Source organism: Kitasatospora sp. NPDC058190 (genome assembly GCF_042883685.1).
Lineage (GTDB): Bacteria > Actinomycetota > Actinomycetes > Streptomycetales > Streptomycetaceae > Kitasatospora.
This window is the reverse complement of record NZ_JBHVVI010000039.1, coordinates 52,828-70,561: the sequence shown is the minus strand read 5'-3', so window position 1 is coordinate 70,561 and position 17,734 is coordinate 52,828. Positions and strand designations below refer to the sequence as shown.

Below are 17,734 nucleotides of genomic sequence, written 5' to 3'. Positions count from 1 at the left end.
CCGGAAGAAGCCCTCGACTGCGCGGGCGACCTCTACCTCAGTGGACTGGCCATCTAATCAACACCCCTCCACGAACTTCCGCGGAGCAGCACTAGCTGCCGACGAAGGCGGCGAGCAGCAGCCAGACCACCGGGGCGGTCGGCAGGAGCGAGTCCAGCCGGTCCATGATGCCGCCGTGGCCGGGCAGCAGCGTGCCCATGTCCTTGATCCCGAGGTCGCGCTTGATCATCGACTCGCCCAGGTCCCCCAGGGTCGCGGTGACCGCCGCGCAGCCGCCCAGGATCAGGCCCTGCCACCAGCTGCCGCCGTCGATGATCAGCTGCATCAGCAGGGCGCCCGCCAGCATCGACAGGCCGATGCCGCCGGCCAGGCCCTCGCGGGTCTTGCCGGGGCTGATCGTCGGAGCCAGCTTGTTCTTGCCGAACTTGTAGCCCACGGCGTAGGCGCCGGTGTCACTGCAGATCGTGACGATCAGGAAGAGCACGATCCGCTGGGGGCCGTCGTCGGCCGCCAGCATCATCGCCACGAAGGTGGCCAGGAACGGCACGTAGAAGGCGGTGAACACACCCGCCGTTATGTCCCGCAGGTAGTTCTCCGGCGGTGCGGCCATCCGCCAGACCATCACCGCCAGCCCGGTCAGCGCCAGCGAGGCGGCGGCCCACTCGACCCCGGCCCAGTAGCCGGTGGCGACCATCGCGACGCCGCCCACCACCAGCGGGACCAGCGGCGCCTTGATCTGCTTGCGCTCGGCGAGCCGGGACGTCAGCTCCCAGCTGCCGACCGCCACCGCGGCCATCACGACCACCAGGAACAGCGCCTTGACCACGAACAGCGAGGCGACGATCACCGCGCCGAGGCCCACCCCCACGCCTATGGCGGCCTGGAGGTTACGGCCACCGCGCTGCTTGCGCGGCTCCGGTTGCGGGGCGGGCTGGGCGGCCACGGGTGTCTCCTGCCCTGGGTGGGACGACGGCACGAAGTGGGGCTGCCCGGCCGCCTGGTGGCGCTGCGGCGGCGCGGGATGCACCGGAGCCCCCGGGTACGGCTGGGCGCCGGGGCCGGGGGCGGGGGTGACGTCGTCGGTTATCGCGCGCAGCACGACCGTCTCCGTCACGCCCGGCGGCGCCGTCTCGGGCTGCCCGTCCCGGAACAACGGGCCGCCGCTCAGCCGGCCGGCCTCCCGGGCCGGGCCCGCGCCGGGGTCGGCCGGCTGGCCGGGGACCGCCGGCTGACCGTACGCCGCGTGCTGACCGGGGGTCGCCCGCCCGGGGTGCGGTGCCGGCCGGCCCTGGGCGGGGCCGTGGCCGGGCACACCGGGGTGCGGGCCGGGATCGGCCGGTACGGGAGGCATGACCTGAGTGTCCTCCGCGTCTCCGCCCCAGTACACCGGAGGCTGCTGCGACTGATCCGAACGGAGGGCGGGGCCACCCGGGACAGCGCCCGGCCCGCCCTGGTGGGCGGCCTGGCCGGGATGTGCCTGGGCGGGGTGCCCGGGGACGGCGGGTCCCGGAGCGGCATGCCCCGGAACGGGCTGTCCCTGGACGGGCTGTCCCTGGACCGGCGCCGGGTGCTCGCCGTACCCCGGCGTCGGCTGGGCCGACGGCCGGGGTGCCTGCGGCTGCGGCGCCGGGCGGTAGGGCTGGAACTGCTGGTCGGACGGGCCCCAGTAGCCAGGGGCGTCAGGGGCGTCGTTCATCAGACCTCGAGCAGCTCGGATTCCTTGTGCTTCAGCAGCACGTCGACCTGGGCCACGTACTTGGCCGTGAGGTCGTCGAGCTCCTTCTCGGCGCGGCGGCCGTCGTCCTCGCCGACCTCGCCGTCCTTCACCAGCTTGTCGATGGCGTCCTTGGCCTTGCGGCGCACCGAACGGATCGAGACCTTGGCGTCCTCGCCCTTGGTACGGGCGATCTTGATGAACTCCCGGCGGCGCTCCTCGGTGAGCTCGGGCAGCACCACTCGGATGATGGAGCCGTCGTTCGACGGGTTGACGCCCAGGTCGGAGTCGCGGATCGCCTGCTCGATGGCCTTCAGCGCGGTCTTGTCGAACGGCGAGACGACCGCCATCCGGGGCTCCGGCACCGAGAACGAGGCCAGCTGGTTGATCGGCGTCACGGCGCCGTAGTACTCGGCGACGATCTTGGCGAACATCGCCGGGTGGGCACGGCCGGTTCGGATGGCCGCAAGGTCGTCCTTGGCGACGTTGACGGCCTTCTCCATCTTCTCCTCGGCCTCGAGGATGATCTCGTCGATCACTGTGGTCTCCCTGTCCGGTTCATCTGCTGTTGTCCCGACCGGTGTCGGCATCGGGGCCGGTCGCGGCGGACGCCGTCCCGTACGGCTGGTTGCTGCTCAGGCCCGGACGGAATCCTGGCTGATGAGTGTGCCGATCTTCTCACTCTTCACCGCACGCGCGATATTGCCCTCCGCCAGCAGTTCGAAGACCAGCATCGGGAGGTTGTTGTCCTTGCACAGCGTGATCGCGGTGAGGTCGGCGACCTTGAGGTCGCGCGCGATGACCTCGGAGTACTCCAGCGCGTCGAACTTCACCGCGTCCGGGTTGGTCCGCGGGTCGGAGTCGTAGACGCCGTCCACGCCGTTCTTGCCCATCAGCAGGACGTCGGCGTGGATCTCCAGGGCGCGCTGGACGGCCGTGGTGTCGGTCGAGAAGTACGGCATGCCCATACCGGCACCGAAGATCACCACACGGCCCTTCTCCAGGTGCCGGACGGCCCGCAGCGGCAGGTACGGCTCGGCCACCTGGCCCATGGTGATGGCGGTCTGGACCCGGGTCTCGATGCCCTCCTTGACCAGGAAGTCCTGCAGCGCCAGGCAGTTCATCACGGTGCCGAGCATGCCCATGTAGTCCGAACGGGCCCGGTCCATCCCGCGGACCTGCAGCTCGGCGCCCCGGAAGAAGTTGCCGCCGCCGATGACCACCGCGACCTCGGTACCGGCGCGGACGACCGTGGCGATCTCCCGGGCGATCGCGTGCACGACGTCCGGGTCGACGCCGAGCCCGCCGCCACCGGCGAAGGCTTCACCGGACAGCTTGAGCAGCACCCGGCGGCGCGAGCCCGCCTTGGGGTCCTGCGCGGTCTCCTGCGTCTCCTGCATGGACTTCTCCTTTTTGCACCTGCTGGCTCACAGGCCTGGGTGTGCGGATACCCGGCCTGCGCGTACACGCGAGGAGGCCACTGCCGCGGGAACCGGTTCGGTGTCCTGCACGGCAATGGCCTCCTCGTCGTTCATGGTGCCGAAGCGGCCCGCCCATGGACGGTTGGCGCTGGGTGAGCCCGTTCGGCGTTCCGCCCGCCCTGGTCAGCGGGCGGGGGCGGTTCCCAGCCTAAAGGGGGCTGGGACCAGGTGGAACGTGGCTCAGGCGCCGACGCGGAAGCGGGCGAAGCGCTTGAGGGCGACGCCGTTCTCCTCGAGGACCTTGGCGACGGTCTTCTTGTTGTCCTTCGCGAAGGCCTGCTCCAGGACGGAGTTCTCCTTCACGAAGCCGGTGACGCGACCCTCGACGATCTTCGGCAGGGCGGCCTCCGGCTTGCCCTCCTCGCGAGCGGTGGCCTCGGCGACGCGGCGCTCGTTCTCGAGCTCCTCGGCCGGGATGTCCTCACGGGAGAGGAACTTCGGCGCGAACGCGGCGATGTGCTGCGCGACGTCCTTGGCGACCTCGGCGTTCTCCTTGTCCAGCTCGACCAGGACGCCGACGGCCGGCGGCAGGTCGGGGCTGGTCTTGTGCAGGTAGACCGCGACGAAGCCGTCACCGTCGAACTGGGCGAAGCGACGGAAGACGATCTTCTCGCCCAGGGTCGCGTTGGCCTCGTCCACGAACTGCTGGACGGTCTTGCCGGCCTCGATCTCGGAAGCCAGGGCGGCGTCCAGGTCGGCCGGGGCGGTCTTGGCGACGTGGGCGGCGATCGCGTCGGCGACCTGGACGAAGTTGTCACCCTTGGCGACGAAGTCGGTCTCGCAGTTCAGCTCGACCAGAACGCCGGACTTCTTGTCCTCGGCGATCAGCGCGGCGACGGCGCCGTTGGAGGCGTCACGGCCCTCGCGCTTGGCAACACCCTTCTGGCCCTTGATGCGCAGGAGCTCGACGGCCTTCTCGACGTTGCCCTCGGCCTCGTCCAGGGCCTTCTTGCAGTCCATCATGCCGGCGCCGGTGAGCTCACGGAGCTTCTTGACGTCCGCGGCGGTGAAGTTCGCCATGGTGTGAATCTCTTCTCGCGTCTCGCGTGTCTGCGTGGGGATGCGCCGGGACCGATGGTTCGGCCCCGGCGCGGGAGAGAGGGGTACCTACCGGTGTCGCACCGGCGGGCACCCCTCACCCTTGGTGCGTCAGGCCTGCTCGGCCGGAGCCTCAGCGGCCGGAGCCTCGGCGGCGGCCGGAGCCTCGGCGGCGGCGGGGGCCTCCTCGGCCTTCTTCTCGCCCTCGATGAGGTCCTTCTCCCAGTCGGCCAGCGGCTGGTCGGCACCCGGCTCGGCCTTGGCGTCGCCCTTGGCGACACCGGCGCGGGCCTTCAGGCCCTCGGCCACGGCGTCGGCGATCACGCGGGTCAGCAGGGTGACGGAGCGGATCGCGTCGTCGTTGCCCGGGATCTTGTAGTCGACCTCGTCCGGGTCACAGTTGGTGTCGAGGATGGCGACGACCGGGATGTTGAGCTTGCGGGCCTCGCCGACCGCGATGTGCTCCTTCTTGGTGTCCACGATCCAGACAGCGCTGGGAACGCGCTGCATGTCGCGGATACCGCCGAGGGTCTTCTCCAGCTTGTCGTGCTCGCGCTGGAGGACCAGGAGCTCCTTCTTGGTCAGGCCGGAGCCGGCCACGTCCGAGAAGTCCAGCTCGCCGAGCTCCTTCAGGCGCTGCAGACGCTTGTAGACGGTCGAGAAGTTGGTCAGCATGCCGCCGAGCCAGCGCTGGTTCACGTAGGGCATGCCCACGCGGGTGGCCTGCTCGGCGATGGCCTCCTGGGCCTGCTTCTTCGTACCGACGAAGAGGACGCTGCCGCCGTGGGCAACGGTCTCCTTGATGAACTCGAAGGCGCGGTCGATGTAGTTCAGCGACTGCAGCAGGTCGATGATGTAGATGCCGTTGCGCTCGGTGATGATGAAGCGCTTCATCTTCGGGTTCCAGCGGCGGGTCTGGTGACCGAAGTGGACGCCGCTCTCCAGCAGCTCCCGCATCGTGACGACGGCCATTGCCGTGCTCCTCAGGTGTTACGGCCCGGCTGCGGCGTTCCCGTGAGGTTTTCCCGTCGGGCAACCGCCTGCGGCCAGGTCAGGCTCGGTTTTGTCCGTGGCGGCCAGGTGACAGCCACGCCTGACGCCCCGATCGTGCCGAGCCGCTTACCCGCCCGGTCCGGGGACCGGTCGGGCTCGGCGGACCGAGCGGCACTCGCACCTGGCGGGGCCGCGGAAGAACCGCGTCCGACCACCGGTGGCGGGGCGTGCGAAGTCGACCCGGTGGACCGGGTCGCGTGTGAAGTGTACGGGAAGCGCCGAGGGGCGAGCGACTTCGCGAGCGACGGAGGGCCCGGGAGAGGCCTGGGAACGGCTGCGACCGGCGGGTCCTCAGCGGCGGGTCCGCACCGGCGGGAGAGCAGTGCGGGCCGGGTGCGCTCCGGTCGGCTGCCTGCCCCCGGTTCCGTGCTCGCATGCCGTTTGTACACCGGATGGCGGCGCCCGTACACCCGTTGGGGGGACGGCGGTCGGGGGCGGGGGCGGTTTGTCCACAGGAATCCGAAACGGGGTGGTGTGGGGGCGGAGGTGGGATCAGCCTCGGGGCATGACTGGGCTCAGTGGGGTTCGAGGGGTGTCCGCCGCGTTCACCGTGCTTGCCGTGTTCGGCGGGGTGGTACTGGTGCTGGCCGTGGTGGCGGCACTGGTACTCGGGTGGCCGGGTGGTGTGGGGGCGGCGGCCGCCACGCCCGGGGCGGCCAGCCCGGATGTCGTGGCCGGCCACGGTGCGGAGGCTCGGGCCTGGCCGACGGGCGGGCCCAGTGGGGTGCTGGGGCGGTTCGAGCCGCCGGCGAAGCCCTGGGCGGCCGGGCACCGGGGAGTGGACCTCGCCGCCGTGCCCGGGGCGGAGGTGCGGGCCGCGGCCGACGGGGTGGTCGCGTTCTCCGGGCTGGTGGCCGGGCGGCCGGTGCTGACCGTCACCCACCCGGGCTCGGGGACTCCGCCGCTACGGACCACCTACCTGCCCGTCACCGGCACCGTCCCGGTCGGCACCGCGGTGGCCGCCGGGCAGGTCATCGGGCAGCTCGCCCCGGGTGGGCGGCACTGCGGTGCACGGGACTGCCTGCACTGGGGGCTGCTGCGCGGCAGCCGCTACCTCGATCCGCTGGCCCTGCTCGGCGTCGGCGCGGCGCGACTGCTGCCGCTGGGCGGGGCCGGGCGGGCGGATGGCTCCGGGTTGCACGGGCCCGCTGCGGGCGGCCCCGTCGTGGGTGGGGGCCCTGTCGTGGGTGGGGGCCCCGTCGTGGGTGGCGGCTCAGGCGCGGCCGGTGGCTCAGGCGCGGGCGAGACCGTGCAGCGCCAAGGCGACGGCGGCGTCGGCGATCGCCTCGGGGGTCTCGGCCTGGCGGCCCGCGCGGTCCCCGGCCGCCAACTGCTCGGCCCGGCGGACGGCCGCCTCCACGACCCCCTGGAGCAGCGCCGCGGCAAGCCGGGGCTGCTCGTGGCCGAGGTCCTCCAGCGCCTGGACGACCGGGCCGACCAGTCGACCGTGCGCCGCCCGGATGCGCTCGCGCGCGGCCTCGTCGAGCTCCAGCGCCGAGATCGCCACGACCGCGCGGTGCCTCGGGTCGGCGGCCAGCGCCAGCTGGCCCCGGACATACGCCTCGATCCGCTCGGCCGCGGTGTCGCAGCTCTCCATCCCGGCCTCGATCTCGGCCGCCCAGAGCGGGAAGTCCACCTCGCAGAGCGCCTCGACCACGGCGGCGCGGGAGCGGAAGTACTCGTAGACCGAGGAGCGCGCCAGCCCGGTGCGCGCCGCGAGCGCGGGAAAGGTCAGGGCCTCCATGCCGCCCTCGGTGAGCAGGGTGCGGGCAGCGTCGAGGAGGGCTGCCCGCTGCAGCTGGCGATGCTCGGCCACCGTGGCCGCTCGGATCTTCGGCACGCCCCCACTGTACGGAGCCATACCTGCGGCCGATACGGTGCCGCGCGTTCGGACGAGGTGCCGACCCGCCGGGTGGATCCGCCGTGCGCTACCGAACGTCCGAGAGCTTGGCGCGCAGCTGGAGGACGGACTTGGTGTGGATCTGGCTCACCCGGCTCTCCGTCACCCCCAGCACCTGTCCGATCTCGGCGAGGGTGAGTCCCTCGTAGTAGTAGAGGGTCACCACGGTCTTCTCCCGCTCGGGGAGGGTGTTGACCGCCTGGGCCAGCAGCCTGCGCAGCTCGCGGTCCTCGGCCACCTCGACCGGGTCGTCCGCGCCGTGGTCCTCCAGGGTGTCCATCAGGCTCAGTCGGTCACCGCCCTCGCCGACCGGGTGCAGCAGCTCGTCCAGGGCCACCACGTTGGCGAGCGACAGCTGGCTGAAGATCGCGTGTAGGTCCTCGATCGCGATGCCCATCTCGGCCGCGACCTCGGGATCGTGCGGCGTCCGGCGCAGCCGGGCCTCCAGCGTCGCGTACGTCCGTTCGACGGCCTTCGCCTTCTGCCGCACGGAGCGGGGGATCCAGTCGAGGGCGCGCAGTTCGTCGATGATCGCGCCGCGAATGCGGCTGATCGCGTAGGTCTCGAACTTGATGGCGCGGTCGATGTCGAACTTCTCGATCGCGTCGATCAGCCCGAAGACCCCGGAGGAGACGAAGTCGGCCTGCTCGACATTGGAGGGCAGGCCGACCCCGACCCGGCCCGCGACGTACTTGACGAGTGGTGAGTAGTGCAGGATCAGCTGCTCGCGCAGTCGCTGATCGCCGGTCTCCTTGTAGCAGCGCCAGAGCTCTTCGAGCGCGCTGCGCCCCGGGGTGCCGGGCGGGGAGGCGGCGCCCGGCGGGGAGGTGGCGTCCGGGGTGGGGGCGCTGCCGGGCGGGCGGGGCGCGCGGTCGGCGATCGCGCCGCTTGGCGCGCCCTCTTCACCGGCCGCCCTGTTTACGTGGGCCGGTTCGGTGTCGCGGGCCGCGTCCGCGGGCTGGCCTGGCACCACCGTCGGCCGGCCGCCCTGGCGCGACAGTCCTCCCATCGTCCCCGCCGACTTGGACGGGAACTCGGTCGCCGGTCGCCGCTCGGTCCGCGGCCCTCCCGAGGACCGAGCGCCACCGGTCACTCTGTGTCCGGGAATGTGTGTGGGCATACGTTGGTCTGCGCCGTTCTGCCGAGTCATGTGCTGATAGGGAAGGCAGGTGGAGCGTAGCGTGACCAACTCACTGCAAAGCGCTACCGCCACTCGGTGGTCCCCCGATCCGGTGGCGTTCGCCCACCGGATCCGGCCACACGAGCGGAAGAACCGGATCAGCAGGTCAGCCGGGCCGTCCCGGCGCGCCCTCCCCAGGCGCACGTGCGTTCTCCTTCCCGACGGTCACCCCCTTCTCCGCACCACACGCCAGTGCGCACCGTGCCGCTCCACGAAACCGAGCGAGGTCAACTCGTAGAGCCGCTGAAGGACTTCGTCCGGCGAGAGCCCGGACTGACGGGCCAGCCGCTCGACCGGGGCACCCTCCGCCGTGGCCGGGACGGCCTCCAGCACCCTGGCCACCGCGGGCTCCAGCAGGTCCCGTGGCAGCACCGGACCACTGCGCTGCGGCGCCAGGTCCTCCCCGATCGCCCCGATCAGCTCGGTGATCTCGGCCGCGTCGGTGACCAGGGTGGCGCTGCCGCTGCGAATCAGGGCGTGCACCCCGGCGGAGAGCTCCGAGGTGACCGGGCCGGCCACGCCCATGGTGTGGCGGTTGAGGTCCCGCGCCCGTCTGGCCGTACTGAGAGCTCCGCTGCGCACGGCCGCCTCGACCACCACGGTGCCCCGGGTGAGCGCCGCGATGACCCGGTTGCGGAGCACGAAGCGGAACCGGGTCGGGTGCTCCCCCGGCGGGAGTTCGCTGACCAGCAGCCCCTGGACGCCGATCCGCCGGATCAGTTCGGCGTTCCCCTTCGGGTAGGCCACGTCGACCCCGCAGGCGAGCACGGCGATCGTCATCCCATCGACGGCGAGCGCCCCTCGGTGGGCGGCCGCGTCGATCCCGTAGGCGGCTCCGGAGACCACCACCCACCCGCGCTCCGCCAGCTGGGCCGACAGCTCCCCCGCGACGTGGGCGCCGTAGGCCGTGCAGGCCCGGGAGCCCACCACCGCCACCGAGCGCAGGGCGAGCAGCCGCAGTGATCCGGTGCCGCTGGTCCACAGCCCGATCGGGCGTCCGTCGCCGAGGTCGTCCAGTTGACTGGGCCATTCCGTGTCCCCCGGAATGATGAAGCGTCCACCGACGGCTCGTACTCGTTTCAGGTCGCCCACCGGGTCGAGGCCAGGCAGTCGAGCCTGGTAGGCGGCCAGCCGGGCCGCGTCCAGCCCGGGGTGGTCGGGGACGGTACCCGCCCGGATCGCCCGCACCACCTCCACGGCGGAGAGCTGGCCGAGCCAGCGGCCGACCACCGCGTCCCCCGGTTCGCTCAGCCGGTTGAGCAGGACGCGGGCGAGACGCTCCGGCTCGGGGACGGCAGTGGCGTCGGGCTCCGCCACGGTGCTGGCCGCGGCTGCGGTGTCCAGCGCGGCTCCGGCCTCCGGCGCTGCCACGGTCTCCGGCACGGCTCCGTTGCCGGCCTTGGCCGTGCGGGGTACTTGAGGGGTCCTCAACAGCCGGTTCATGCCGTGCCCTCCTCCTTCGCCGAGGGTTGCTCCCGCTCCTGCGGCCAGTCGTCGTCCGGGCCGCTCCGGCGCTGGGCCGGGATGCCCCGGAGCCGGCCGAAGGGGCGTTCGGTCAGCGGCAGGCCCTGCTCGACCCCGGTGCGCATGACCAGGGCGGTGCGCACGTCCCGCTGGTCCGGCCGGTCGCGGCCGGCCAGATCGGCGACCGTCCAGGCGACCCGGAGCACCCGGTCCAGGCCCCGGGCGGTCAGCAGGCCGCGCTCCAACTGGCGCGCGGCATCGTTGAGTGCGCCGGGCGCGAGCTGCCAGCGGGTGCGCAGTTCATGGCCCGGCACCTCCGCGTTGGTCCGCCACGGGGTGTGCTCCAGCCGGGCCGCCGCCCGCTCCCGCGCGGCCAGCACCCGGGCCGCGACGGTCTCGGTGCTCTCCGCCGTGACGTCCCGTTCCATCAGCTCGACCCTGGTCACCGGGGCGACCTGGACCTGGAGGTCGACCCGGTCCAACAGCGGGCCGGAGAGCCGCCCTTGGTACCTGCTGACCATCGCGGGCGTGCACTCGCAGCCCTCGCCCCGCCGTGAATACCGGCCGCACGGGCAGGGGTTGGCGGCCAGGCAGAGGAGGAACCGGGCCGGGAGCCGGAGCGATCCGGCCGAGCGGGCGATCACCACCTCACCCGACTCCAGCGGCTGGCGCAGCGCGTCGAGCACCCGCACCGGGAACTCCGGTGCCTCGTCCAGAAAGAGCACGCCCCGATGCGCCAGTGAGACCGCCCCCGGTCTCGGCAGGCCGCTGCCGCCGCCGACGATCGCGGGCATCGTGGTGGAGTGGTGCGGGGCGCAGTAAGGCGCGGTGTCGATCAGTGGACGCCCGGCCGGGAGCAGGCCCGCCACCGAGTGGACGGCGGTGACCTCCAACGCCTCCTTCTGGGTCAGCGGAGGGAGCAGCGAGGGCAGCCGCTCCGCCAGCATCGTCTTGCCCGCACCCGGCGGCCCCTTCAAGTAGAGGTGGTGTCCCCCTGCGGCGGCGATCTCCAACGCCCGCCGGGCCTCGTACTGGCCGGCCACGTCGGCCATGTCGAGGCGGAACGCCCTGTCGTCGGGCAGGCCCCGCACGCAGGCGCTGGGCAGCATCAGGCCGGCCACCAGCGGATCCGGTCGGCCGCCGATCGGGGCGGGCGGCTCCTCCGGCTCCGTCGCCCCGGTCAGGACGGCGACCAGCTGGCGCAGGCTGCGGACGCCGATCACCGTCACCCCGGGGACGAGCGAGGCCTCGGGCGCGGTCTGCTCGGCGACCACCACCCGCTCGTACCCGGCGTCGGCGGCGGCCAGCACCGACGGCAGCACCCCGCGGACCGGCCGCACCCGGCCGTCCAGCCCCAGCTCGCCGATGAGCAGCAGATCGGCGATGGAGGACGGGTCGAGCCGCTCGGCGGCGGCCAGCACGGCGCAGGCCACCGCGAGGTCGAAACCGCTGCCGCTCTTGGGCACCGAGGCGGGGCTGAGGCCGACGGTCAGCTTGCGCTGCGGCCAGGCCTCCCCGCTGTTGCAGACCGCGGCGCGGACTCTGTCGCGGGCCTCGGTGAGTGCCTTGTCGGGCAGGCCGACCAGGGTGAACGCGGCCACCCCGGGCTCCAGATCGGCCTGGACCTCGACGATCACTCCGTCGACCCCGACCAGCGCGACGGAACACGTTCGGGCGAAGGCCATCTCAGACCACCCCCCGCAGGTGGTCGACCAGGGCCGCACCCCGCGCCCGGTTGACCACGGCCACCAGGTCGATCCGCACCCCGCCCGGTGGAGCGGGCGGCCATTGCGGATCGGCCGGCCCGGGGTCGTACCCGGGCCCGGCGAGCCGGGCGAAGTGGCCTGGCCAGCGTTCGGCCATCCAGCGCTCGGCCAGGCGTTGCAGCCGGGCGGCCTTGGCCCGGCCGATGGCCTCGCTGGGTTGTTGGAAGCCCCGCTCGGAGCGGGTCTTCACCTCGCAGACCGCGACGGTGTCGCCGTCGAGGGCGACGATGTCCAGCTCGCCCTCGACGCAGCGCCAGTTGCGGTCCAGAATGCGGAGCCCGGCCTCCGCGAGGCGGCGGGCGGCGACCCGCTCCCCGTAGCGGCCGAGCCCGTTCTTGGTGTTGCGGTCCGGGCTCTTCCCGGTGCCCGCCCCGGCTGCGGCCGCTTTCGGTACGGCCTGGTCCTGCACGACGGTGTTCTGCACGGTGACCACCTCCGCCGAGGAGGCTGCACCACCGTGCGCGACGAAGCCGGAGAATTCCCCGACCCTGTGGATAACTCGGCCCTGTGGATAACTTTGTCACCCGCAGGGGTGAGAAGCCCCCGTCGCGCGAAATTCGGCTGGACAACGCGGGACGGAGTCGTCCAACGTCAGTTCCCGAAGCCGGACTCGTCCGAGGGCAGCTCCAGATCGCTCTTCGCGAGTTCCTCGATGTTCACGTCCTTGAAGGTCAGCACCCGGACCTTGCGGACGAACCGGGCCGGCCGGTACATGTCCCAGACCCACGCATCCGCCATCGACACCTCGAAGAACACCTCGCCCTGGACCGAGTGCACCTGCAGCTCGTAGTCATTGGTGAGGTAGAACCGTCGCTCGGTCTCGATCACGTACTTGAACAGGCCGACGACGTCCCGGTACTCCCGGTAGAGCTTGAGCTCCATCTCGGTCTCGTACTTCTCGAGATCTTCGGCACTCATCCAGGCGTCCCCTCAACTTGTCACGTCCACCCATTGTGGACCACCGCACCCACGCTCAGAGCCGTACCGGATCGACCGGCGGGCCCTCTGCCAGCAGCCGCCCGAGGAAGTCCACCAGTCCGGCCGGATAGACCGTCTCGGCGGTCCCCCTCAGTTCCTCGACCGTCCACCAGCGCGCCGCGAGCAACTGGGCGTGTTCGTCCTCGCCCATACCCGAGTGGTCCAGACCCGTCTCCGTGGTGCGGGCCAGGTGGAACCACTGCTCCTGCTCGTAGCGCTGTCCCTGGAAGGAGAACGACACCGTGCCGTACGCCACCAAGGGCCCCAGGTCCACACTCCGCAAGCCGGTCTCCTCCGCGAGTTCCCGTTCGGCCGCCTCGCGCACGTCCTCCCCCGCCTCCAGCCCGCCCCCGGGCGTGAACCACCACGTCTCCCCGGGCACGGCCGGATCGGCGCCCAGGAAGAGGAGGATGCGGTCCAGCCCGTCCAGCAGCAGGATCCGTGCCGCCCGGCGACGCTGTGCTGTCATGGCAGCGCTCCACGCTCCTTCCGTACGCATCGGTGGCGCTATCGATCCTGCCACCCGACGCGTCCGTCCGGGGCGATGTTCGGCAGAGCGGCCCGGCCGGCGCCGGCCGCGCTCAGGAGCTGCGCCCCCGGCGAATTCTGCGGGCCAGGCCCGCCACCCCGCCCACCGCCGAGGTCACGACGATCAGCGCCGCGCCCGCAACGCTGGCGTAGGCGGCCGGTTCCAGCGGCCCGGGCTCGCCGGCCTTGGGGCCCACGAAGGAGTCGAAGGCCGTGGTGCGGTCGAGCAGGCCCATCCTGCCGAACGGCTGCAGTATGGCCTCGACCCTGGCCTCGACCTCGGTGGTCGGGATGGTCCCGCCCTCGACCTCCAGGTGGGTGCGGGAGTCGAGCGAGCCGACCCGGTTGTCGCCGAGCAGGAACAACCGTCCCTGCGGCACCGTCGCACTGAACGACTCGCCCTGGCGGCCCTGGGTCGCGAGGTAGGGCTCCTCCACCGGCCGGCCGTTGACCGTCAGCCGGCGGTCACTGTCAGTGGTGGCGACGGTGTCCCCGCCGACCGCGACCACCCGCTTGACCATGAGTTCCCCGCCCCAGGCCTGGTCGCGGAAGACCACCACGTCGCCCCGGCCGATGGCACCGCCGCCCACCTTCCGGGCGAGCACGGTGTCCCCGGCCTGGAGGGCCGGGGACATCGAGGCGGTGGGAACCTTGTACGGCCGGTAGTCGATCGCGATGAGGGCGAAGCCGCCGATCATCAGCACCAGCCCGAGCGCGAGCGCGATGCCCTGCAGCACCGCGGCGGGCCCGCGCCGCGCTGGGGCGGGAGTGGCCGGAAGGTCGGCCGGCTGTTCCACGACACTGCTCATCGACACCGTCCACCTCAGGCCGACCGGAGAACACCACTGGCACGCCGGTGGCTCGGGCGCGAACGCCGACGGGCCGTGGCACGTCCGAGCAGATTACTCGTCGGTACCACGGCCCGCGCAAGAGCTGGAGACGACCCGGTGGAGCTCAGGACTCCTTCCGGCGGTCCGCCCGGGCCCGGACCCGACGCACCACCGGAACCAGGGCGACGGCACCCACCACACCAGCCGCGGGAGGCGCCATCGGCAAGGTCTCCGCCAAGTCCTTCTGGTCGAAGGTGTCCGGCACCGGCAGCGTGGACCAGTGGTCGATCGGCCAGGCCACCACGAAGGCACGCCCGATCACGTTGTCCACCGGCACGGCCCCGCCGCCCGGCTGGTCCATGTGGAAACGGGAGTCCAGCGAGTCCGCGCGGTGGTCTCCCATCACCCAGATCCGACCGCTCGGCACCCTCACCGGGCCGAAGGGCTGAGTCCCGCAGGGGGTGTTGCCCTGGTAGATGTACGGCTCGTCGAGCGCGACGCCGTTCACCATGACCGGCCCGTCGCCCTTGCACTCGACGGTGTCCCCGCCGACCGCGATGACGCGCTTGATCAGGTCCTTCTCATTGGTGGAGGGCATCAGGCCGATGAAGCTGAGCACGTCCTGGAAGCCCCGGACGAAGGAGTTGCTGCTCCGCTGGGACGGCTCGTCGTTCAGCCAGCCGCCCGGGTCGTGGAACACCACGACCTCACCGCGCTCAGGCTCGGCCCCGAACCAGGGGGTCAGCTTGTCCACCAGGACGCGGTCGCCGACCTGCAGAGTGTTCTGCATCGACTCCGACGGAATGGAGAACGCCTGGACGAAGAAGGTCTTGATCACCAGCGCGAGGATCAGCGCGATGCCGATCAGGATCGGCAGCTCCTTCAGGAAGGACCGCTGCTTGTGCGGCTTGGCCGGAGCCTCCGACTCCGACTCCTCCGCCGACTCGGTCCCCCGCCGCAGGGGCTCCGAGGAGTCCTCCGGTCCGGTGCCGTGCTCGTCGGCGGTCTGAGCGGTCGTGTCATCGACCGCGGCCGAGGACGCCGAGGAATCGGCGGACCGGGTCACCCGGCCACCGCCCGGGCGCTCGGGTTCCCCGGCGCCCGAACGGGCACCGATCACCAAATCCCCCACAACGTCTCCTCCCTGCTGTGCGGACGCCCGCGCGCCCGCGCTCAGAGTGCCGCACAGCGGGCACCACGCTCGCCACGGCCATGAACGCATCAGGGCTGCCCACAACGGGCTCCCCTGACACCAACGCGGCCTCGGCGCACAGCCGGGATCCCGGCCGCACCTGCACTTCTCTATCACTCCAAGGCATCCGGCTCACGGTTCCACACGCGCGGCCCGGCCGTTCAACGGCCGGAGCGACTCACTCGGGAGGCCGCCCCGGTCGGCGAATGACGAGCGGCAGGATGCCCAACAAACCCATAACGAGCGGAGGTTGCATTGGAACCGGCCCAACGCCCATCGATTTCGGCGCAGTTCCGCCGGGCGGCGAAGCCCCGGCAAGAGAGGCGAGTGAACTCGGCTCATCGAGTTGATGGAAGCGGTCCAGCGGCCAGGCGATCACGAACGCGCGACCGACCACACCGCTCAGCGGGATGGTCCCCTGTCCCGGATTGCCCATGTGGAAGCGGGAGTCGGCGGAGACGTCGCGGTGGTCACCCATGACCCACAGGCGCCCCTTCGGCACCGTCACCTTGAAGGGCTGCCGGGACGGCGGGTTACCCGACGCGAGGTACGGCTCCGCCACCGCGCGGCCGTTGACGCTGAGCCGGCCCTGCGGGTCGCAGCACTCGACGGTGTCCCCGCCGACACCGATGACGCGCTTGATCAGGTCCTGCTCGTTGTCGGACGGCAACAACCCGACGAAGGTCAGCACGTGTTTGGCCGCGCCCAGCACCGGACCGTCGTCGGACGGCTTGTGATCGTTCTCGAGCCAGCCGCCCGGGTCCTTGAACACCACCACATCGCCGCGCTGCGGCTCACTGCCGAACCAGGGGGTCAACTTGTCCACCAGCACCCGGTCCCCGACCTGGATGGTCTGCTCCATCGAGCCCGAGGGGATCACGAACACCTGGATCAGGAAGGTCTTCATCACCAGCGCCACCAGCAGCGCCACCAGGATGATCAGCGGGAACTCGCGCAGCAGCGAGCGCTTGCGCCGACGGGCCGCGCGTCGGGCGCTGCGGCGGCGCTCGGCGCGGCCGCGGACCGGCGGGGCAGGGTCGGGCCCGGCGCCGCCCGGTCCGGTGTCACCCGGCTCCGTGGCCGGGTGGTCGGCGACCCGCCCCCTACCTCTGGTCCCCATGACCACCCGTCCCCGCAATCGCGGCGAAGGCCGCAGGCCGGTCCAGACCGGTCCAGCGCGAGAACGGGTAGACCAGCCAGTCCGCCCGGCCGATCACCTTGTCCTCGGGCACGAAGCCGCCGCCGGGCTCGCCGAGGTGGTCGCGGGAGTCCCGGGAGGCGCTCCGGTGGTCGCCCAGCACGAACAGCTTGCCGGCCGGCACCACGATGTCGAAGGCCACGTCGGACGGCTGGTCGCCCGGGTCCAGGTAGGAGGTCTCGTCGACCGGCACGCCGTTGACGGTGATCGGCTTGCCCGGGCCGGTGCTGGTCACCCGGTCCCCGGCGACTCCGATCACGCGCTTGACGTAGACCGTGTCCCCGGCCGGGGCGAGCCCGAGGTCCCGGCCGAGCGAACGAAGGTTGTCCCAGAAGCCCGGCTGCTCGGCCGACTCGGGGAGGAAGGAGCCCGTCCCGTCGAAGACCACGACATCGCCCCGCTGGGGGTGGCCGCCGAAGGCGTAGGCGAGTTGGTTGGCGATCAGCCGGTCGCCGGGCCGCAGGGTGTTCTCCATCGAGCCGGAGGGCACCGTGAACGGACGCGCGACGAAGGCGTTCACCAGGAGCACGGCCGCCAGGCAGATCCCGACCAACAGCAACAGGTCCCGCGACCGCGAGTGCCCGGACCCCTCGTCCGGCTCCTCACCGTCGCGCGGCTCCTCATTCTCGTGCGGCTCCTCGCCCTCGCGCGGCTCCTCAGCGAGGACACCGGCACCCACGCCGGCACCGACACCGGCGTCCGCACCGGCGCCCGCACCCACACCCACAGCAGAAACCGCCGCGGAACCCTCCCCCGAAACACCCCGGGAAACACCCGCGGACCGCGACAGCGAGTCCGCACCGGAGGGTGCGGGACTGCCGTCGCGGTCCGCGGGTGGTTCGTGCGTGCTCATCGGGGGCTGAGCTTACCTTGCGGCCGCCCGGTCCTTCAGAGCGTTCCGATCCCCCGGGGTGGCCGGGGGCCGGTGGATCAGCGGTCGCGCTTCTCCTTGATCTTCGCGGCCTTGCCGCGGAGGTCACGCAGGTAGTACAGCTTGGCGCGGCGAACCGCACCGCGGGTCACGACCTCGATCTTCTCGACGACCGGGGTGTGCACCGGGAAGGTGCGCTCCACGCCGACGTTGAAGCTGACCTTGCGGACGGTGAAGGTCTCACCGACGCCGGCGCCGTGGCGGCGGATGACGACGCCCTGGAAGACCTGGACACGGGAGCGGTTGCCCTCGATGACCCGGACGTGGACCTTCAGGGTGTCACCGGCGCGGAAGGCCGGGATGTCGCTACGCAGCGAGGCCGCGTCGACAGCAGCGAGCTTGTTGCTCATGTTGCTCTCCATCGCAGGCGCCACGGGCCGCCCACGGAAGTTCGTCACAATGGGGTCTGCTGCGGGCCGCGTCGGCTGACGGCGATCCCCCCGTGGCGGGGGCGCCGGTCCACGTGCCCCCTACGGGAGGG

17 protein-coding genes and 1 pseudogene are annotated in these 17,734 nt (G+C 72.0%); 1 reads left to right on the top strand and 17 read right to left on the bottom strand.

The annotated features are described in order from the left end of the window. Positions 1 to 91 precede the first annotated feature (91 nt). From ACFVWU_RS19690 to rpsB, 5 genes are all read right to left on the bottom strand, one after another. Positions 92 to 1,351, bottom strand: coding sequence for a phosphatidate cytidylyltransferase (locus ACFVWU_RS19690; RefSeq protein WP_387622323.1), 1,260 nt, complete (start codon positions 1,349 to 1,351; stop codon positions 92 to 94). A gap of 344 nt (positions 1,352 to 1,695) precedes the next feature. Continuing rightward, entirely contained in the window at positions 1,696 to 2,253 is a 558-nt protein-coding gene (gene frr / locus ACFVWU_RS19685; RefSeq protein WP_380612700.1) for a ribosome recycling factor, read from the bottom strand. Positions 2,254 to 2,349: 96 nt separating this feature from the next. After that, positions 2,350 to 3,114: a UMP kinase gene (pyrH, locus tag ACFVWU_RS19680; RefSeq protein ID WP_030056790.1), complete on the bottom strand. Its 765-nt coding sequence runs from the start codon at positions 3,112 to 3,114 to the stop codon at positions 2,350 to 2,352. A gap of 261 nt (positions 3,115 to 3,375) precedes the next feature. Continuing rightward, positions 3,376 to 4,215 (bottom strand): translation elongation factor Ts, encoded by an 840-nt coding sequence (gene tsf, locus ACFVWU_RS19675; RefSeq protein ID WP_387622319.1) that lies wholly within the window; start codon positions 4,213 to 4,215, stop codon positions 3,376 to 3,378. Positions 4,216 to 4,344: 129 nt separating this feature from the next. Next, a complete protein-coding gene (gene rpsB, locus ACFVWU_RS19670) occupies positions 4,345 to 5,205 on the bottom strand; it encodes a 30S ribosomal protein S2 (protein WP_387622316.1) in 861 nt (286 codons plus the stop codon). A gap of 586 nt (positions 5,206 to 5,791) precedes the next feature. Here rpsB and ACFVWU_RS19665 point away from each other — a divergent pair. Further along, positions 5,792 to 6,337 (top strand): annotated as a pseudogene (locus ACFVWU_RS19665) (peptidoglycan DD-metalloendopeptidase family protein); the annotation flags it as partial. 180 nt (positions 6,338 to 6,517) lie between these two features. Here the strand turns inward: ACFVWU_RS19665 and ACFVWU_RS19660 are convergent. From ACFVWU_RS19660 to rplS, 12 genes are all read right to left on the bottom strand, one after another. Beyond that, a complete protein-coding gene (locus tag ACFVWU_RS19660; protein ID WP_387622340.1) occupies positions 6,518 to 7,102 on the bottom strand; it encodes a TetR/AcrR family transcriptional regulator in 585 nt (194 codons plus the stop codon). Positions 7,103 to 7,214: 112 nt separating this feature from the next. Next, entirely contained in the window at positions 7,215 to 8,195 is a 981-nt protein-coding gene (whiG, locus tag ACFVWU_RS19655; RefSeq protein ID WP_387622313.1) for an RNA polymerase sigma factor WhiG, read from the bottom strand. Positions 8,196 to 8,531: 336 nt separating this feature from the next. Beyond that, positions 8,532 to 9,809: a DNA-processing protein DprA gene (gene dprA / locus ACFVWU_RS19650; protein WP_387622310.1), complete on the bottom strand. Its 1,278-nt coding sequence runs from the start codon at positions 9,807 to 9,809 to the stop codon at positions 8,532 to 8,534. After that, entirely contained in the window at positions 9,806 to 11,515 is a 1,710-nt protein-coding gene (locus ACFVWU_RS19645; protein ID WP_387622308.1) for a YifB family Mg chelatase-like AAA ATPase, read from the bottom strand. Before ACFVWU_RS19645 ends, dprA begins: the two co-directional genes overlap by 4 nt. A gap of 1 nt (position 11,516) precedes the next feature. After that, positions 11,517 to 12,005 (bottom strand): YraN family protein, encoded by a 489-nt coding sequence (locus tag ACFVWU_RS19640; RefSeq protein ID WP_387622337.1) that lies wholly within the window; start codon positions 12,003 to 12,005, stop codon positions 11,517 to 11,519. Positions 12,006 to 12,187: 182 nt separating this feature from the next. Next, positions 12,188 to 12,514, bottom strand: coding sequence for a DUF2469 domain-containing protein (locus ACFVWU_RS19635; protein ID WP_030056781.1), 327 nt, complete (start codon positions 12,512 to 12,514; stop codon positions 12,188 to 12,190). 55 nt (positions 12,515 to 12,569) lie between these two features. After that, on the bottom strand, positions 12,570 to 13,043 hold the full coding sequence (locus ACFVWU_RS19630; RefSeq protein WP_387622305.1) for an NUDIX hydrolase: 474 nt from the start codon (positions 13,041 to 13,043) through the stop codon (positions 12,570 to 12,572). 112 nt (positions 13,044 to 13,155) lie between these two features. After that, positions 13,156 to 13,911, bottom strand: coding sequence for a signal peptidase I (lepB, locus tag ACFVWU_RS19625; RefSeq protein WP_387622303.1), 756 nt, complete (start codon positions 13,909 to 13,911; stop codon positions 13,156 to 13,158). A gap of 145 nt (positions 13,912 to 14,056) precedes the next feature. Continuing rightward, entirely contained in the window at positions 14,057 to 15,064 is a 1,008-nt protein-coding gene (lepB, locus tag ACFVWU_RS19620; RefSeq protein WP_387622300.1) for a signal peptidase I, read from the bottom strand. A 238-nt stretch (positions 15,065 to 15,302) separates the two neighbouring features. Continuing rightward, positions 15,303 to 16,244, bottom strand: a complete 942-nt coding sequence (gene lepB, locus ACFVWU_RS19615) for a signal peptidase I (RefSeq protein ID WP_387622335.1) — start codon at positions 16,242 to 16,244, stop codon at positions 15,303 to 15,305. Beyond that, positions 16,228 to 17,001, bottom strand: a complete 774-nt coding sequence (gene lepB, locus ACFVWU_RS19610) for a signal peptidase I (protein WP_387622297.1) — start codon at positions 16,999 to 17,001, stop codon at positions 16,228 to 16,230. The genes lepB (ACFVWU_RS19615) and lepB (ACFVWU_RS19610) overlap by 17 nt, the downstream gene beginning before the upstream one ends. Positions 17,002 to 17,252: 251 nt before the next feature. Next, the gene (gene rplS / locus ACFVWU_RS19605) at positions 17,253 to 17,603 is read right to left on the bottom strand and encodes a 50S ribosomal protein L19 (protein WP_063347674.1); all 351 of its coding nucleotides are present in this window, start codon (positions 17,601 to 17,603) and stop codon (positions 17,253 to 17,255) included. Positions 17,604 to 17,734: the final 131 nt, after the last annotated feature.

Excerpts from the sequence above, each read along its gene's own strand:
- rplS (WP_063347674.1), bottom strand. The coding sequence starts at position 17,603 with ATGAGCAACAAGCTCGCTGCTGTCGACGCGGCCTCGCTGCGTAGCGAC.
- lepB (WP_387622303.1), bottom strand. The coding sequence starts at position 13,911 with ATGAGCAGTGTCGTGGAACAGCCGGCCGACCTTCCGGCCACTCCCGCC.
- lepB (WP_387622335.1), bottom strand. The coding sequence starts at position 16,244 with ATGGGGACCAGAGGTAGGGGGCGGGTCGCCGACCACCCGGCCACGGAG.
- tsf (WP_387622319.1), bottom strand. The coding sequence starts at position 4,215 with ATGGCGAACTTCACCGCCGCGGACGTCAAGAAGCTCCGTGAGCTCACC.
- whiG (WP_387622313.1), bottom strand. The coding sequence starts at position 8,195 with ATGGGAGGACTGTCGCGCCAGGGCGGCCGGCCGACGGTGGTGCCAGGC.
- rpsB (WP_387622316.1), bottom strand. The coding sequence starts at position 5,205 with ATGGCCGTCGTCACGATGCGGGAGCTGCTGGAGAGCGGCGTCCACTTC.
- ACFVWU_RS19645 (WP_387622308.1), bottom strand. The coding sequence starts at position 11,515 with ATGGCCTTCGCCCGAACGTGTTCCGTCGCGCTGGTCGGGGTCGACGGA.
- ACFVWU_RS19690 (WP_387622323.1), bottom strand. The coding sequence starts at position 1,351 with ATGCCTCCCGTACCGGCCGATCCCGGCCCGCACCCCGGTGTGCCCGGC.
- ACFVWU_RS19635 (WP_030056781.1), bottom strand. The coding sequence starts at position 12,514 with ATGAGTGCCGAAGATCTCGAGAAGTACGAGACCGAGATGGAGCTCAAG.
- dprA (WP_387622310.1), bottom strand. The coding sequence starts at position 9,809 with ATGAACCGGCTGTTGAGGACCCCTCAAGTACCCCGCACGGCCAAGGCC.
- pyrH (WP_030056790.1), bottom strand. The coding sequence starts at position 3,114 with ATGCAGGAGACGCAGGAGACCGCGCAGGACCCCAAGGCGGGCTCGCGC.
- ACFVWU_RS19630 (WP_387622305.1), bottom strand. The coding sequence starts at position 13,043 with ATGACAGCACAGCGTCGCCGGGCGGCACGGATCCTGCTGCTGGACGGG.